The organism is Nonomuraea ceibae, assembly GCF_019396325.1.
Lineage (GTDB): Bacteria > Actinomycetota > Actinomycetes > Streptosporangiales > Streptosporangiaceae > Nonomuraea > Nonomuraea ceibae.
Window position 1 is genome coordinate 1 of the sequence record NZ_JAHKRO010000079.1, and the last position, 15,376, is coordinate 15,376.

Below are 15,376 nucleotides of genomic sequence, written 5' to 3' on the forward strand. Positions count from 1 at the left end.
GCCCGGCGCGACGGCGAGCTGGCCCGGCGGCTGGCCTCGGACCTCGGCGACCCGGGGCGCGGCGTGCTGCCCGCCGGGACGGCGAGCGTCGAGGCGCCGGCGGGCGCCCTGGTCAGGGACCTGCTGGACGAGGACGGCTGGCAGGCCGGTGAGCCGTGGACGCCGCTGCGCCGCGACCTCACCGCGCCGGTGCCCGGCCCAGGCGTGCGGGTGGTGGAGGTCACCCCTGATCAGGTGCCCGAGCGGGTGGCCGTCCAGCGGGCCTCGTTCGACGGGTCGACGTTCACGGAGGCGGCCTGGCACGCGATGGCCGCCGGCTCGCCGTACTCCGGCGCCCGCTGCCTGGTCGCCTACGACGAACGGGGCGACGCGGTGGCGGCCGTGACCGTCTGGCCGGCCGGGCCGGACCGGCCCGGCCTGCTCGAACCGATGGGCGTGCACCGCGACCACCGAGGCCGCGGCCACGGCGCCGCGATCGTCCGCGCCGCCGCCGCGGCGCTGCGCGAGCTGGGCTCCTCCAGCGCGGTCGTGTGCACCCCCAGCTCCAACACCGCCGCCGTCGCCACCTACGGGTCGGCCGGCTTCGACCGCCTCCCCGAGGTCAGGGACCTGTGCCGGCCGCCCCTATGAGGGGTTCTGCTCCGTGGACTGGTCCATGACGTAGAGGGTCGCGCCGCCCGGGTCCCGGTAGGTGGCCTGGAAGCCGCCGGGGATCTCCGACGGCGCTTCGACCACGGTCAGCGACTCCGGGCGGGCGGCGTGGAACGCCTCGACGCTCTCGACGACGAACACCGGCCCCACCGGGGCGGCCGGGTCGTGGGCGTCGAGCATGATCTGCACGTCGGTGCCCGGCAGGGCCAGGGCCACGGTCGCGTCGCCCTCGCGCCAGCTCTCGGTGAAGCCGAGGCCGTCACGGTAGAGGGCGAGCGACGCCTTCAGGTCGGCGGTGGGGACAATGGATCCCCGTATCGACCTCCCCGAGGGGCAGGCTCGTACTCGCAGCGGTCAAGGAGTTCGGGGCGCGCCCCTTCGACGAGGTCACGGTCGCCGATCTGGCGGCGGCGGCCGAGGTCACCACGGGCGCCCTCTACCACCACTTCGGCAGCAAGCTCGGCCTGTACGCCTTCGTCCGGGACGACGTCGAACGGCGTCTGCTGGACCGGATGGAGGGCGCGATGGCGGCCACGGGGTCCGGGCCGGACCGCCCGGCGGCCGTCACCGCCGCCCTGCTGGTCGGCCTGGACTTCGCCGTACGCGAGAACTTCCTGCGCATCCTGGGCGAGCCGCCCCAGGACGCGGAGCGCGACCGGCTGGCCGAGCTGCTCGGACGCGGCGACCTGCCGTCGGCGCCGCTGCTGGGCCGCGTGCTCGCGGCGGCCTGGCGCGCTGCCCTGGCGGCGGTCGCCGAGGGCGCCGAGCCGGAACACGCCCGCGCCGCCCTCGCGGCCCTCAGGCCGCACACCCCCTGACGGACCCGCCGCCCGGGACGTCGGGCGAATCGCCCGCTCAGGGAAGAAGGGCGTCCAGCGCCCGCAGGGCACCGGCCACGCCCATCCGGGCGCCGAGCTCGTACCTGTCGATCAGCTCGGTGAGGGGCGTCCCATCGACACGGGCGACGACTTCGAGGGCGTCGAAACCGAGCTCGTCACGTCCCTGATCATCCCACCCTGGTCGAGGTCGGGTCAGGGGGTCAGAGAGGGCGCGGGTCAGGTGGGGGAGGTGGCGGCGGCGGGGACGGTGGGGTCCGTGGGGGCGGAAAGGCGGCGCAGGCCGCGTACCGGTCTGATCAGCAGCAGGGCGGCCGACACGCCGACCGTCACCACCGCCGAGCCCAGCAGGAAGGTCTGCGGCTCGACCACCAGGGCCGCCGGGCCGGCGAGCGCCTGGCCGACCGCCATGCCCGCGACCGACCCGGCCACCTGGTAGGCGGAGACCCGGTTGAGGACGTCCGGCGCGACGAGCGTCTGCACGCTGGTCGACCACATGACCGACCAGAACGCCATCGCGCATCCCCCGATCACGTGGCCCGCCATCAGCGTCGGCAGCGGCGCGCCGAGGGCGACGGTCAGCGGCACCGGAGCGTAGCCGATCAGCGCGATCGCCCCGGCGGCCAGCGGCCGGGCCGGGCGCAGCCGGATGGCGACCACGCCGCCGATCACCGTGCCGAGGCCGAGCGCGGCCATCACCCAGCCGTAGTCGGCGCCGATGACCTGCGACGACAGCGGCACGGACGGCCCGACGACCAGGACGCCCCAGAACACCCACACCAGGATGACCGACCACATCCAGCTCCTGGCCTTGAACTCGTGCCAGCCCCGGCGCAGGTCGGCCAGCACGTTCGAGGGTTCGGGCCTGGGCACGGTGACGCGGACCAGCAGCAGGCAGATGGCGCTGACCAGGAACGTCCCGGAGTCCAGCGCGTACACGAACACCGGGCCGGCGGCGAGCACCAGGATTCCGGCCAGCGCGGGCCCGGCGAGCTGGGTGATGGCCTCGGCGATCTTCAGCGTGGCGTTGGCCCGCTGCGGGTCACGGGCGACGAGCGGCACCATGCCGTTGACGCCGGGCTCGAACATGCCGGCCCCGATCCCGGAGAGGAACGCCATCGCCAGCAGCAGGCCGTACGGCGGGGCGCCGTCGAGGAAGGCGACCGCCACCGTGGCCTGGGTGAGGATCCGCAGCAGATCCGCGACGATCATCACGGTACGGGCGCCGATGCGGTCGGCGAGGACGCCGCCGAAGAGCATGACGAGGACGGCGGAGGCGGTCCAGAGGGCCAGCACGTAGCCGACTCCCGCGATGCCGTACACCTGGCCGACCGCGAGGGCGGCGGCGACCGGCATCATGGCGTCACCGAGCAGCGAGATCGTCCGGGCGCCGAAATAGAGGGTGAAATTCCTCGTCCACATAAGCAACAATTGTGGATATTTCCAGATCAGGGCGCTGGTGTCCCAGATGACATCATTGGGTACATTTGCGCCATGCTCCTCGCGCCACCCCTGGACCTGCCCTCGGCCACGCTCCCCGCGTGCCCCCCGCCGCCTCCGCCGCTCGACCCGCACCGCGTGGTCGCCCTCGTCGGCGAGAACCAGGAGCTCTACCCCGTCACCTCGGCCTCGGCGGTCTTCGGCTACCAGGGACGCGAGATCCCCCAGCATTACAGCTTCCGCCTCTGCGCCGAACGCCCCGGCTCGCTCACCACCACGCTGGGCGCCCCCATCCACGTCGAACACGGCCTCGACGCCCTCGACACCGCCGACACCGTCGTCATCGCGAGCTGGACGGTCGCCCCCACGCCCGCCGTGCTCGACGCCGTCGCCGGGGTCCACGCCCGCGGCGGCCGGATCGTCGCCGTCTGCGCCGGGATCTTCATCCCGGCCGCGCTCGGCCTGCTCGACGGCCGCCGCGCCTCCGTCCACTGGGACCTCGCCGCCGACCTGGTCGCGCGCCACCCCCGCATCGTCCCCGACGACACCGTCATCTACGTGGACCACGGCGACGTCGCCACCGCCGGGGCCTCGGCCGCCACTCTGGACCTCTGCCTCCACCAGGTCCTCCAGGAGCACGGCGCGTCCCACGCCATGCGCGTCGGCCGCCAGCTCGCCGCGGGGCCGCACCGCGAGGGCTGCCAGCGCCAGTACCCGCCGCTGCCGACGGCCGGGCCCATGCCGGACTCCCTCGCGCCGCTGCTGGAATGGCTGCTCGCGCACCTGTCCGAGCCCGTCACCGTCGAGGACATGGCCGCCTTCTCCGGCGTCTCCCCGCGCACGCTCACCCGCCAGTTCGCCGACCAGCTCGGCGTCCCGCCGGCCCGCTGGCTGCTGGAGCGCCGCCTGGCCGCCACCCGCGCGCTCCTGGAGGACACCGACCTGCCGGTGGAGACGATCGCCGCCCGCGTCGGCCTGTCCTCGGCGGTCAACCTGCGCCGCCGCTTCCACGCCGCGCTCAACACCACCCCGGCCGCCTACCGCCGCGCCTTCCGCTGACCGGCCCCGTACCAGGCTCGGGTGGGGACGGCTACGGGGCGCGGTCCTCCGGGTCGGGGGCGGAGCCGCCGGCGACGAGGGCGTCGCCGAGCTCGGAACGCAGGTAGAGGACCGAACGACCGTGCCGCGCGCTGGTGAGCAGACCGGCGTCACGCAGCGCGCGCAGGTGCTGGTTGACGGCCGAGGTGGTGACGCCGAGCCGGCCGGCCAGCTCGGTGGAGGAGGCCGGGGTCGCGAGAGTCGTCAGCAGGCCCGCGCGGGTCGCGCCGAGCAGTCCGGTGAGCGCCGCGGGGGAGCGGTGCGTCTCCGTCTGCCAGAGCGTGCCCGCGCCGCGCGTGCCGTACATGATCAGCGGCGGTTCCTCCGGCGAGATGGGCGCGGTCACCCCCCGGCCGAACAGCGTCGGCACGAGGGTGAGCCCCTCGCCGCCGGTGGAGCGCCGGTAGCCGGCGTTGGTGGTCAGGCGGACGCGCACCACGCCGCCGTCGAGGGAGACGCGTTCGCTGAGCCCGGCGAACATGGCCGCCAGGCCGTGCGCCGAGATGACCTGCGCCCGGTAGATGATGTCGGCCTGCAGGACCGTGCGCATCCTCGGCCACCAGGGCGCGAAGCAGGCGTGCCAGTACGCGCGCAGCGCCGTGGTGATGCGCTCGCGCACGGCGGCCGGGTCGCCGCGCAGCGGCTCGGGCAGCTCCCCTGGATGCAGGGCGCGCAGGTCGTCGAGCATGCGGTCCAGGGGGACGCGGGCGATGGCGGCGAGCTCGTCGTCGATGCGGGTGAGCGGCGCGTACGGCCGGGGCGTCAGGTAGTCGGGCGACCACATGGACGCGTTCGTGAGGGCGTGGAGCAGGGGCAGGTCGAGCCCGGCCCGGACCCGCTCGGTGCGCCGCAGCCAGGGCAGGTGGACGGGATAGCGCCCCGGGTCGCGGAACGTGCGCAGGGACAGCGTCAGCTCGTTGACGGGCGAGACGGCGAAGCGCACGTCGGCGACGTCCATCCCGGCGAGCTCGTACGAGATCAGCCCGCCGCCCGGGACCATGACCATGTAGCCATACCCTACATCAATTCGCCCATCGGTCCCGATACGGCACAAAGGGGACCGTGATCCGTACCTTCTTCCCCGAGGACCGCGTCGGCCGCTCGCTCACGCTGAGCACGATGGCGTTCGCGCTGTCCAGCGGCGTCTTCTACACCGTCAGCACGCTGTACTTCACGCTCGTCGTCGGGCTCGCCCCCACCACCGTGGGCCTGGGGCTCGGCATCGCGGGCGGCGCCGGCGTGCTGTCCTCGTACGTCTCGGGACGGCTGTCCGACCGGCTCGGCGCGCATCGCGTCCAGGTGGCGGCGACGGCGTTCAACGGCGCGGCGATGCTCGGCTACACGCTCACCTCGGACGCCGTCGCGTTCACCGTGGTCGCCTGCCTGGCGACGGCGATGCGGTCGGCCAGCGGCACGTCGAAGCAGGCGATGCTGGCGCGCTGGTACACCGGCCCGGAACGCGTCGAGGTGCGGGCCCGGATGCGTGTGGTCACGAACGTCTTCATCGGCCTGGGCACCGTGGCCGCCGCCGCGGCGCTCCTGGCCGGCACCGCCGCCGCCTACCGGGCCGCGATGCTCGTCTCCGGCCTGCTGCTGCTGACGGCGAGCGTGCCCCTGGCGCGGCTGGGCAGCCGGGTGCCGGAGCTGGCCGGACGGATGTCCGCCCCGGCCGGTCCGGCGAAGGGCGCCGCCGCCGGCCCGTCGCCGCTCAAGGACCGCACGTACGTGGCGAGCGTCGCGTGCAACACGGTGGTGGCCATGCAGTTCGGCCTGATGACCGTCGGCGTGCCGCTGTGGGTCGCCTCCACCGAGGCCCCGACCGCCCTCGTGTCGGTGCTGCTCGTCCTCAACACCGTGGTCGTGGCCCTGCTCCAGGTGCGCTTCTCGCGCGGCGTGCACGACGTGCGCCGCGCCGGGATCGCCGTCCGCCGCGCGTCGTGGCTGCTCGCGCTCGCCTGCGGGGCGTACGCGCTGGCGGGCTACGGGAACGTGGCCGTCGCGTGCGCGCTGCTCCTGGTGGCCGCGTTCGCCCACACGCTCGGCGAGATCCTCGGCGAGGCGGGCGGCTGGGGCATGGCCTTCGAGCTGGCCGACCCGCGCAGCGCGGGCGCCTACCAGGGCCTCAGCCAGACCGGCTACTCGATCGCCGCGATGGTCTCGCCGGTGCTCGTCACCGCCACCGCGGTCGAGCACGGGACCGCGGGCTGGCTCGCGCTGGCCGTGCTGTTCGTCGCCGGCGGCACCGGGGCCGCGGCGGTCGCCCGCCGGCACCGTCCCGCGCCCGCCGCGGACGGCCCCGCGCCGGTCACCGAGCCCGTCGGCTCGCCGCCCGCCTGACAGGCGCGCCGGGGCCGACTTGACCGGATGATGTTGCCCGGCGCCCCGGAAAGGGCAGGGATCCCCGGAGACGATCATCCGCTCGGACGACCTGAGGAGCTGGTGTGCAAGACATCCTGTCGAGGATCTCGGACTTCGTCTGGGGACCGTTCCTGCTGATCCCGCTGCTCCTGCTGACGGGCCTCTACCTGACGATCATGCTGCGCGGGCTGCAGTTCCGCAGGCTGTTCTACGCGTTGTGGCTGGCGCTCATCCGGCGCAAGGAGCCGGGCGGCGTCGGCGACATCACCCACTACCAGGCGCTGTCGACGGCGCTGGCGGCCACCGTGGGCGTCGGCAACATCGCGGGCGTCGCCACGGCCATCCACTTCGGCGGGCCCGGCGCGCTGTTCTGGATGTGGGTGACCGGCCTGGTCGGCATGGCGACCAAGTACTCCGAGGCGTTCCTCGGCGTCCGCTTCCGCCGCACCGACGCCAGGGGCGAGCAGAGCGGCGGCCCGATGTTCTACCTCACCTACGGGGTGGGCGGCAGGTTCGGGGCGACGCTGGGCGTGCTGTTCGCGGTGTTCGGCGCGCTGGCGGCGTTCGGCATCGGCAACATGGTGCAGTCCAACAGCGTGGCCGACGCGATCAACGCGCAGTGGGACGTGCCCATGTGGCTGACCGGCGCGGTCATCACGGTGCTGGCCGCCGTCGTCATCCTGGGCGGCATCAAGAGCATCGGCGCGGTCACCAGCGCCTTCGTCCCCGTGATGATCGTCTTCTACATCCTCGGGGCGCTGTGGATCATCATCGCCAACGTCGGCGAGCTGCCCGGCGCGCTCGCGCTGATCTTCACCGACGCCTTCACGGGCACCGCCGCCACGGGCGGCTTCGCGGGCGCGGGCGTCCTGCTGGCGATCCGGTACGGGGTCGCCCGCGGCATCTTCTCCAACGAGTCCGGCCTCGGGACCGGCGGGATCGCCGCGGCGGCGGCCAAGACGACCGAGCCCGCGCGTCAGGCGCTCGTGTCGATGACGCAGACGTTCATCGACACGCTCGTCGTGGTCAGCATGACCGGCCTGGCCATCGTCGTCACCGGCGCCTGGCGCAGCGGCGAGAACGGCGCGCCGCTGACCACCCTGGCCTTCAGCCACGGCCTGCCCGGTCAGTGGGGCGGCATCGTCGTCACGATCGGCCTGGTGTTCTTCGCGTTCTCCACGCTGCTCGGCTGGGCGTACTACGGGGAGCGGTGCATGGACCGGCTCTTCGGGCGGGTGGCGGTGACGCCGTACCGGCTGCTGTTCATCGTGCTGATCTTCACCGGCACGGTGCTGGAGCTGCAGACGGTGTGGACGTTCTCCGACATCATGAACGGCCTCATGGCGCTGCCCAACCTCATCGGCCTCATCCTGCTGTCGGGCCTGGTCGTCCGCGAGACCCGCGCGTACTTCGCCAGACCGGACTGGCGGGACGACACGGTGTCGCGGTGAGCCCGCACGCCCTCACCGCGGCCGGCTCCCGGACGGCCCGCGCCGCCAGGGCCCTTGGTCCCGGACCTCTGTTTGAAACAACTGTTTACGGCCGCTGGTAGGATCGCCCGAATGGGAGTCCCTGAGGATTTGCTGGCCGCGGCCAAGCAGTGCCTGTCCGAGCGCGGCTACGCCCGCACGACGGTGCGCGACATCGTCGCCGTCTCCGGCAGCAACCTCGCCGCGATCAACTACCACTTCCGCTCCAAGGACGCCCTGCTCACCCAGGCGATGATCGAGACGACCGGGGAAGCGGTCGCCGAGGTCCTCAAGGCGTTCCCGGACGACTCCAAGCAGTGGTTCGAGGCGTTCTGGGGGGAAATGATCGAATCGTTCCGGGCCAATCCGATGGTGTGGCGCGCCAACGTGGAGACGCTCGCGCAGGCGCCCCACCTGCCCGAGGTACGGGCCCGCCTGACCGAAGGGCAGGCGCTCGCCCAGCGCGAGCTGGGCAGGCGGCTGCCGCACGGGGACGAGGCGGGCGCGCAGGTGCTGCTGACGCTGTTCATCGGCCTGCTGGTGCGCTGGCAGCTCGACCCGGACAACGCCCCGTCGGCCCGCGACCTGGTCGCCGGGATCCGCTCGGTGGCCGAGGCCGCGGGCGGCTAACGCATCGCGTGCCGCCCAGCCGGGTCCGGCTGGGCCGGCGGCGGCGTCGCGCGCCGCACGGAACGCAGCAGGACCGGCGCGAGCACCGCCATCAGGCACAGGCCCGCCGCGGCGGCGATCATGGCGTAGTGCTGGCCCTGCGTGAAGGCCACCCGGGCCGCCCCGGCCAGCGCGCTCCCGGCCGCCTCCGGCAGGTGCCGGGCCGTCTCCAGAGCGCCGCCGAGGGTGTCCATCGCGGGCGCGGGCGCGCCGGTGCCGGCGAGGTGGCCCCGGTAGACGGCGGTCCCGATGCTCCCCAGCAGCGAGATGCCGAGCGCGCCGCCGAACTCGGTGGCCACCTGCGACAGCCCGGCGACCGAGCCGGCCCGCTCCGGCGGGGCGGTGGCGATGATCAGATCCGAGGAGACGGTCAGGACGAGCGTCACGCCCCCGGCCATGAGCATGATCCCGGCGATCAGCAGGCCGCCCTGGCCGGTCACGTCCAGCATCGAGAGCACCGCGAACCCGCTCGCGCCGACGAGCAGCCCCACGCAGACCACCAGCCCGGGCCGCACCCTGCGGACCAGGACGGGGGCCAGCCCGGCGGCGAGCATCGCTGTGCCCGCCGACGGCAGCGCGTACAGCCCGGCGATGAGCGGCCTGGCGCCCATGACCATCTGCAGATACTGGGTGGTGAACAGGCTGGAGCCGACCATGGCGAAGACGCCGAGCGTGTTGGCGCTGATGGCCGCGGTGAAGGCGCGGCTGCCGAACAGGCGCACGTCCAGCAGGGGATCGGCGGCCGAGCGCTGGCGGCGGACGAAGGCCACGCCCAGCGCCAGCCCGGTGACGACGGCGAGCACCGGGGCCCAGCCGAGGCCGTCCTGGGCGATGTGCTGGATCCCGTAGATCGCCGGCAGGATCGCGCCCAGTGACAGGGCCACGCTCACCAGGTCGAAGCGCCCCGGACGCGGGTCACGCGACTCGGGGAGCAGCAGCGGCGCCAGGACCAGCAGCAGCGCCATCACCGGCAGGTTGACCAGGAACACCGAGCCCCACCAGAAGTGCTCCAGCAGCGCGCCGCCCATCAGCGGGCCCAGCATGGCGCCACCGGCGAACGCGCCCGTCCAGATGGAGATCGCGACCCGGCGCTGGCCGTCGTCGTGGAACATGTTGCGGATCAGCGACAGCGTCGAGGGCATCAGGGTCGCGCCGCCCACCCCGAGCAGGGCCCGGGTGACGATGAGCAGGTCCGCGCTGGGGGAGAAGGCGGCGACCGCCGAGGCCGCGCCGAAGGCCGCCGCCCCGGCCAGCAGCAGCCGCCGCCGTCCGATCCGGTCGCCCAGCGTGCCCATCGGCAGCAGCAGCCCGGCCAGCATGAACGGGTAGATGTCGATGATCCACAGCAGCTGGGCGCCGCTCGGCGCCAGCTCGGCGCTGATGAACGGCAGCGCGTACGACAGCACGTGCAGGTCGACGGAGATCAGGAGCACGGGCAGGACCAGGACCGCCAGCCCGATCCACTGCTTGCGTCCGGCCCTCATGGCCGGCCCGCCCGGCCGAGGGGGTGCGGGGGGTGTGGGACCGCGGTCGTCGCGGTGGGTGATGTCATGCCGCCGACCATACACACGTTTGGCACAATCGTGCAAAACACTTGTTTGTGACAGTTGTTTGGATAGGGTGGCGGCATGACCGAGCGAGACGACCCGGCCCCGGCGATGCCGTCGCTGACCCTGCGTCAGGCTTTGCTGATCGTGGACGCGGTGAACGGCCTGGCCCCCACCGGCCGCCTGGCCAGGGCACGCCTGCTGGCGCGGGAGGTGGCGGCGGTGATCGCGCTGGGCGCGCCGGAGGTGTGGGCCGACGACGGGCGCGCCCTGCTGGGGATGATCGAGACCTGGACGACCGGCGAGCGCCTGGCCGTCATCGACGCCGCCGAGCGGTTCTGGGCGTCCGCCGAGGGCGGCTACGAGGAGGGCCTGCGCGCGGCGGGCCTGCTGCCCGGGGCATGAACCGGGCGGGAACCCGGCCGTGCCCGGCGCCGGAGAGTGAGCCGGGCCTCCGTCACCGGTGGCGGACGACGCCCGTCATCGTGGTGCCGCCGGCGGGCACGCTGTTCACCGTCACCAGCCCGCCCACCTCGGCGAACGCGGCGCTCAGCGCGGCGATCCGCGACGCCGGCCACGGCTCGCCGCCGCCCTCGTGGCTGACCGTCAGGCGCACCCCCCGGGCGCCCGACGTGCAGGCCACGTGCACCACCGCCGGCCGCTCGCCGTCCTCGACCGCGCCCAGCGCCTCCCGCAGCGCCCGCGCGAGCGCCCCGGCGACCCGCGCCGGCACGGGCGTGCCGGTCCAGAGCCACGCCTCCACGGGGACGCCGGTCCGCTCCGACCAGGCGGCCAGCACCTCCGCCACCGTCGCGGGACGGCCGGGCGCACGCGTCCCGCTCACCGCGACCGGACCGCCATCCGCACCCCGATGACCCCGTACGTGCCCACCAGCCAGGCGGCGCTGACGTACGTGGACACGACGCCGCCGCCGAGGATCTGCGCGGCCATCGTCACCGGGAACCAGCACCCCGCCACGAGCGGCAGCCACCGCATCGCCCCCCGGTAACGGCCGGTCACCGCGACCGCCACGCCGAGCACCAGCATGCCGAGCATGCTCAGCGGCCAGCACCCGTCCAGAATCATCAGCCACAGCGGGAACTCGTCGTGCGTGGCGTAGCCGAACGACAGCGCGTTCAGCAGGAACGCCCCCGGCAGCAGCGCGAGCAGGACGACGGGCACGGCCCGCCCGGCCCGGTCGCCGCCGGCCCGGTCGGCCCGCAGCCGCCACACGAACGCCCACACCCCGGCCGCGAACATCATGCCGGTGACCGTGTCCAGCGTCTGGATGCCCTCCTGGATCTTCTCCCCGACCACGAGCGTGCCCACGGCCCAGGCGCTCGCGCCGGCCGCGAGCAGCACCCCGGCCGTCCGGGTCGCCGCCCGTCCGTCGGGGACCCTCGCGGCGAGGGTGGTGTCGTGCGGGCTCTCTGACATGGGGCGCCTCCGTCGTCGCGGGCCCCCGGCCGGGCGCCGGGGCGGCCTCCACGGTCGCGCCGCCGCGTCCCGGGCCACCAGGGAACGCCGCCATCCCCGCCGTCCCGGCGCTGTCCCGGACCGGACGGGACAGGAGTCCCGGCCGATCCGGGATCGCGGTCACCTCCCGCCGGCGGCGGCGCGTGCCACGCTAGGGAGGTGTTCAGGTATCGCGCGGGCCGCCGCGTCCCGGGCCACCAGGAAACGCCCCCGCCCCCGTCCCCGCCACCCCGCGACCCGGCGCGGACGGCCGCCGTCGCCGTCGCCGCCGCGGCGGGCCTGGCCGCGCTCGCCGCCACCGGGCTGGACCTCGCGGCGGGCCCCGCCGTCCGGCCCGAGCCGATCGACTGGCCGGTGTGGTCGTCGACGGTGCCGGGCGTCGCGCTCGCCGCCGCCGGGTTCGTCCTCGCCACCCGGCTGCCCCGCCACCTGATGACCTGGCTGCTGCTCGGCGGCGGCGCCGTCTCCGGCCTGAACGCGCTCGGCGCCGCCTACGCCGTCCTGTCGCTGCACGCGCACGGCGGGCGGCTGCCGCTGACGGCCGCCGCCCTGTTCGCCGGGGCGCGGCTCGGGCCGCTGCTCAACCTGGTGACGCCGCTGGTGCTGCTGTACTTTCCCGACGGGCGGCTGCCGTCGCCGCGCTGGCGAGCCGCGGCCTGGCTGACGCTCGGCTCGGCCGGGCTGGCCGCCCTCCTGTTCATGACCGTGCCCTGGCGGCTGATGTCGGCCGGACCCGGCTGGCCGGGCGTCGACGCGCCGCTGCCGCCGCTGCCCGACGCGGTGTGGACCGCCCTGCTGCCCGCCGCGCCCCTGCTGCTCGTGGTGAGCACGGCCGTCCCGGTGCTCGCGTTCGTCAGCCGCTTCCGCGGCTCGCGCGGCGTGCTGCGCGCCCAGCTCCGCTGGATGGCGCTGGCCGCGCTGCTCAACGGCGCGCTCATCCTGCTGCCGCTCGCGCTGAGAGGGCTGCCGCAGGACCTCGCGTTCGTGCTGTCGCTGCTGGCCGTCGCGGGCGCGGTGCTCGTCGCCGTCGGCCGCTACCGGCTGTACGACATCGACCCGCTGCTCGGCTGGACGCTGCTGTACGGCGGCCTGGCCGTGGCCGTCGTCGCCATCGACGTGCCCATCTTCGTCGGGCTCGGCGCGCTGATCGACGAGCCGGTCGCCGCCGTCCTGGCCGCCTCGGCCGTCGCCCTGGTGTACGCGCCGCTGCGCGAGCGGGCCCGCCGCTGGGTGAGCCGCGTCCTGACCGGCCGGGCCGAGCCGTACGAGGTCGTCTCGGTCCTGGCGCGGCGGCTGGAGGAGGCGACAGGCCCCGAACGCCCCCTGCTGGAGCCGCTGCTGGAGACCGCGCGGGCCGTCTGCGCCGCCTACGGCTCCCCGTACGCGAGGGTGGAGCTCGACCAGGCGGACGGCGGGACGCTCGTCGCCGAGCACGGCACGCCGGGCGGGGCCACGGTCGTGCTGCCGATCGGCTACCGGGGCGAGCCCATCGGGCGGCTGTCGCTGACCCCGCGCGGCCGGCTCGCCGAGGCCGACGAGCGGCTGCTGGCCGACGTCGTCCGGCAGACGGCGGCGGCGGTGCGGGCGATCGCGCTCAGCGAGGAGCTGCAGGAGAGCCGGGCGCGGCTGGTGTCCGGGGTGGCCGAGGAGCGGCGGCGGCTGCGCCGCGACCTGCACGACGGGCTCGGCCCGGCGCTCGCCGCGGCGGCGCTGAAGGTCGAGGCGGCCGGCAACCTGATGGAGCGCGACCCCGCCGCCGCCCGGCAGGCGCTCGGCCAGGTGCGCGCCGACCTCGGCGCCGTCATCGGCGACGTCCGGCGGCTCGTGCACGACCTGCGGCCGCCCGCGCTGGACCAGTGGGGGCTGGCCGGGGCGCTGCGCAAGGAGGCGGCCAGGTTCAGCGACGGGGGGCTGGCCGTGCGCGTCGAGGTGCGCGGCGAGCTCGACGGGCTGCCCGCCGCCACGGAGGTCGCCGCGTACCGGATCGTGTGCGAGGCTCTCGTCAACGTGGCCAGGCACGCGGCCGCGCGGACGTGCGAGGTCCGGCTGACCCGGACCGGCGGCGAGCTGGAGGTCGAGGTGGCCGACGACGGCCGGGGCGTGGAGCCGCAGGCGGCGCCCGGGGTGGGGCTGATCGCCATGCGAGAGCGGGCGCGGGAGCTGGGCGGCCGGTGCTCGGTCGCGCTGCGGGCGGGCGGCGGCACGCTCGTCCGGGCGGTGCTGCCGTCGGGAGGCGTCGCGTGAGCGTGCCGCGCGTGCTGCTGGCCGACGACCATCCCGTCTACCGTGACGGGCTGCGCATGATGCTCGACTCGACGGGCCAGGTCGAGGTGGTCGGCACCGCCGCCGACGGCGCGCGGGCCGTGGCGCTGGCCGCCGAGCTGCGGCCCGACGTGGTGGTGCTCGACCTGCAGATGCCGGGCCTGGACGGGCTCGCCGCCGCCGAACGCATCCTGGCGGCGGCGCCGGGCACGGGCGTGCTCGTGCTGAGCATGCACGAGGACGACGACACCGTGCTGGCGGCGATGCGCGCGGGCGCGCGCGGCTACCTGCTCAAGGGCGCCGACCAGACGGAGATCCTGCGGGCGATCACCGCCGTCGCGGGCGGCGAGGTGATCTTCGGGCAGGCGCTGGCGGCGCGGGTGAGCGGCTTCTTCGCCCGGCTGGCGGGCGGCGACGCGCCGAGGGCGCAGCCGTTCCCGCAGCTCACCGCCCGCGAACGGGAGGTGCTTGAGCTGATCGCGGCGGGGCTGTCCAACGCGCAGATCGCGGCGCGGCTGTTCCTGTCGCCGAAGACGGTGCGCAACAACGTGTCGAACGTGTTCGCCAAGCTCCAGGTCGCCGACCGCGCCCAGGCGATCATCCGGGCACGCGACGCGGGTCTCGGCCGCTGACCTGCGCCCGGCCGGTCAGGAGCGCAGCAGGTGGCTGGTCAGCTCGTACAGGCGGTGGGCGGCGGCCGGGTCGAGCGTGGGCAGCGACGGGTCGAGCGGGCGGCGGCGGTCGTAGGCGAGCAGGCCGCCCGTGCCCGGCGGGTCGTCCATCAGCTCGATGATCGGCGCGATCGCCCGCTCGACCGGCTGGGCGGCGAACCTGGCCAGCAGCTTGACGACGGACCTGGCGGGCTGCGCGAGCCCGTCGGCGCCGCTGTCGGTGAAGCCGGGGTGGTGCAGCAGGTAGCGGGTGCGGGCGTCCGGGTGGTTGCGGGCGTACGCGACGCCGAGCAGGTCGGTGGCGCGCCCGGCCTGCAGCATGGCCTTGACGGTGCCGTAGCCGCGCTTGAGCGACAGGTCGTCCCAGTGGATGCGGCCCTTGGTGACGCCGACGCCGCAGATGTTCACGATCATCGGGTTCGCGCCGCGTTCGAGCAGGCCGGTGAGGCCGTAGGCGAGCAGGAAGCGGCTGACGTAGTAGAGGGCGAACGTGGCCTCGTAGCCGTCGGGCGTCTCCACCCGCTTCGGGAACGGCCGCAGCGCGGTGCAGACCAGGCCGTCCAGCGTGTCGTGCCGTGCCTTGACCTCCTCGATCACCCGGGCGTTCTCCGCCGCCGACGTCAGGTCGGCGCGCACGAACGCGGCCCGGTCCGCGGCGCTCAGGCGGGCGGCGTCGTCGAGCAGGCGCCGCCCCCTGGCGGGGTCGCTGCCGACGACCGTCACCCGGTCGCCCCGGCTCAGGAAGTGCAGGGCGAGCCCGCGGCCCATGCCGTTGGTCCCGCCCGCCACCACGTACGTCCCCATGAGTCACTCCGTAAGTCATCGAACGCTGACTTGAGTGAACGTAGCACGACCTCCGCCTACAATGTCAACGGTCGATGACCGAGCGAGGAGGAGCG

The 15,376-nt window shown here is 74.8% G+C and carries 16 protein-coding genes; 9 read left to right on the forward strand and 7 right to left on the reverse strand.

Annotated features, from left to right (window positions below):
- Positions 1-630 (forward strand): GNAT family N-acetyltransferase (locus KME80_RS34665; RefSeq protein WP_219510946.1); only part of this gene is annotated, 630 nt, incomplete at its 5' end.
- Here the strand turns inward: KME80_RS34665 and KME80_RS53390 are convergent.
- Positions 625-1,002 (reverse strand): VOC family protein, encoded by a 378-nt coding sequence (locus tag KME80_RS53390; protein ID WP_372455411.1) that lies wholly within the window; start codon positions 1,000-1,002, stop codon positions 625-627. The two genes, KME80_RS34665 and KME80_RS53390, sit on opposite strands and share 6 nt — an antisense overlap.
- On the opposite strand from KME80_RS53390, the gene KME80_RS53670 reads away from it, so the two are divergent.
- Positions 960-1,469: a TetR/AcrR family transcriptional regulator gene (locus tag KME80_RS53670; protein ID WP_219511048.1), complete on the forward strand. Its 510-nt coding sequence runs from the start codon at positions 960-962 to the stop codon at positions 1,467-1,469. The two genes, KME80_RS53390 and KME80_RS53670, sit on opposite strands and share 43 nt — an antisense overlap.
- A 237-nt stretch (positions 1,470-1,706) precedes the next feature.
- Here the strand turns inward: KME80_RS53670 and KME80_RS34680 are convergent, their stop codons facing one another.
- On the reverse strand, positions 1,707-2,909 hold the full coding sequence (locus tag KME80_RS34680) for an MFS transporter (RefSeq protein ID WP_219510950.1): 1,203 nt from the start codon (positions 2,907-2,909) through the stop codon (positions 1,707-1,709).
- Positions 2,910-2,981: 72 nt separating this feature from the next.
- Between KME80_RS34680 and KME80_RS34685 the strand changes: the two genes are divergently transcribed.
- Entirely contained in the window at positions 2,982-3,986 is a 1,005-nt protein-coding gene (locus tag KME80_RS34685; protein WP_219510952.1) for a GlxA family transcriptional regulator, read from the forward strand.
- A 31-nt stretch (positions 3,987-4,017) separates the two neighbouring features.
- Here the strand turns inward: KME80_RS34685 and KME80_RS34690 are convergent, their stop codons facing one another.
- Positions 4,018-5,031 carry an ArsR/SmtB family transcription factor gene (locus tag KME80_RS34690; RefSeq protein WP_219510954.1) on the reverse strand — a complete coding sequence of 338 codons (1,014 nt, stop codon included), beginning with the start codon at positions 5,029-5,031 and terminating at the stop codon, positions 4,018-4,020.
- A 56-nt stretch (positions 5,032-5,087) separates the two neighbouring features.
- Between KME80_RS34690 and KME80_RS34695 the strand changes: the two genes are divergently transcribed.
- From KME80_RS34695 to KME80_RS34705, 3 genes are all read left to right on the forward strand, one after another.
- A complete protein-coding gene (locus tag KME80_RS34695; protein ID WP_219510957.1) occupies positions 5,088-6,362 on the forward strand; it encodes an MFS transporter in 1,275 nt (424 codons plus the stop codon).
- Positions 6,363-6,466: 104 nt separating this feature from the next.
- The gene (locus tag KME80_RS34700) at positions 6,467-7,834 is read left to right on the forward strand and encodes an alanine/glycine:cation symporter family protein (protein ID WP_219510959.1); all 1,368 of its coding nucleotides are present in this window, start codon (positions 6,467-6,469) and stop codon (positions 7,832-7,834) included.
- Between the two features lie 111 nt (positions 7,835-7,945).
- On the forward strand, positions 7,946-8,482 hold the full coding sequence (locus KME80_RS34705; RefSeq protein ID WP_219510961.1) for a TetR/AcrR family transcriptional regulator: 537 nt from the start codon (positions 7,946-7,948) through the stop codon (positions 8,480-8,482).
- Here the strand turns inward: KME80_RS34705 and KME80_RS34710 are convergent.
- Entirely contained in the window at positions 8,479-10,005 is a 1,527-nt protein-coding gene (locus KME80_RS34710) for an MFS transporter (RefSeq protein ID WP_219510962.1), read from the reverse strand. The genes KME80_RS34705 and KME80_RS34710 overlap by 4 nt on opposite strands.
- A gap of 144 nt (positions 10,006-10,149) precedes the next feature.
- Between KME80_RS34710 and KME80_RS34715 the strand changes: the two genes are divergently transcribed.
- Entirely contained in the window at positions 10,150-10,473 is a 324-nt protein-coding gene (locus KME80_RS34715) for a hypothetical protein (protein ID WP_219510964.1), read from the forward strand.
- Positions 10,474-10,525: 52 nt separating this feature from the next.
- On the opposite strand, the gene KME80_RS34720 is transcribed toward KME80_RS34715, so the two are convergent.
- On the reverse strand, positions 10,526-10,912 hold the full coding sequence (locus KME80_RS34720; RefSeq protein ID WP_219510966.1) for a sensor histidine kinase: 387 nt from the start codon (positions 10,910-10,912) through the stop codon (positions 10,526-10,528).
- Positions 10,909-11,505, reverse strand: a complete 597-nt coding sequence (locus KME80_RS34725) for a hypothetical protein (RefSeq protein WP_219510968.1) — start codon at positions 11,503-11,505, stop codon at positions 10,909-10,911. Before KME80_RS34725 ends, KME80_RS34720 begins: the two co-directional genes overlap by 4 nt.
- A gap of 198 nt (positions 11,506-11,703) precedes the next feature.
- Here KME80_RS34725 and KME80_RS52960 point away from each other — a divergent pair, with 198 nt between their 5' ends.
- Positions 11,704-13,788 carry a sensor histidine kinase gene (locus KME80_RS52960; RefSeq protein WP_219510970.1) on the forward strand — a complete coding sequence of 695 codons (2,085 nt, stop codon included), beginning with the start codon at positions 11,704-11,706 and terminating at the stop codon, positions 13,786-13,788.
- Positions 13,785-14,438: a response regulator gene (locus KME80_RS34735; protein ID WP_219510972.1), complete on the forward strand. Its 654-nt coding sequence runs from the start codon at positions 13,785-13,787 to the stop codon at positions 14,436-14,438. The genes KME80_RS52960 and KME80_RS34735 overlap by 4 nt, the downstream gene beginning before the upstream one ends.
- A gap of 15 nt (positions 14,439-14,453) precedes the next feature.
- Here the strand turns inward: KME80_RS34735 and KME80_RS34740 are convergent, their stop codons facing one another.
- Complete coding sequence (locus tag KME80_RS34740) at positions 14,454-15,281, reverse strand: SDR family NAD(P)-dependent oxidoreductase (RefSeq protein ID WP_219510975.1); 828 nt, start codon at positions 15,279-15,281, stop codon at positions 14,454-14,456.
- Positions 15,282-15,376 lie beyond the last annotated feature (95 nt).

Bases quoted from the DNA above. Each gene is read 5' to 3' on its own strand.
- KME80_RS34680 (WP_219510950.1), bottom strand. From the start codon at position 2,909: ATGTGGACGAGGAATTTCACCCTCTATTTCGGCGCCCGGACGATCTCG.
- KME80_RS34685 (WP_219510952.1), top strand. From the start codon at position 2,982: ATGCTCCTCGCGCCACCCCTGGACCTGCCCTCGGCCACGCTCCCCGCG.
- KME80_RS34690 (WP_219510954.1), bottom strand. From the start codon at position 5,031: ATGGTCATGGTCCCGGGCGGCGGGCTGATCTCGTACGAGCTCGCCGGG.
- KME80_RS34705 (WP_219510961.1), top strand. From the start codon at position 7,946: ATGGGAGTCCCTGAGGATTTGCTGGCCGCGGCCAAGCAGTGCCTGTCC.
- KME80_RS34710 (WP_219510962.1), bottom strand. From the start codon at position 10,005: ATGAGGGCCGGACGCAAGCAGTGGATCGGGCTGGCGGTCCTGGTCCTG.
- KME80_RS34715 (WP_219510964.1), top strand. From the start codon at position 10,150: ATGACCGAGCGAGACGACCCGGCCCCGGCGATGCCGTCGCTGACCCTG.
- KME80_RS34725 (WP_219510968.1), bottom strand. From the start codon at position 11,505: ATGTCAGAGAGCCCGCACGACACCACCCTCGCCGCGAGGGTCCCCGAC.
- KME80_RS34740 (WP_219510975.1), bottom strand. From the start codon at position 15,281: ATGGGGACGTACGTGGTGGCGGGCGGGACCAACGGCATGGGCCGCGGG.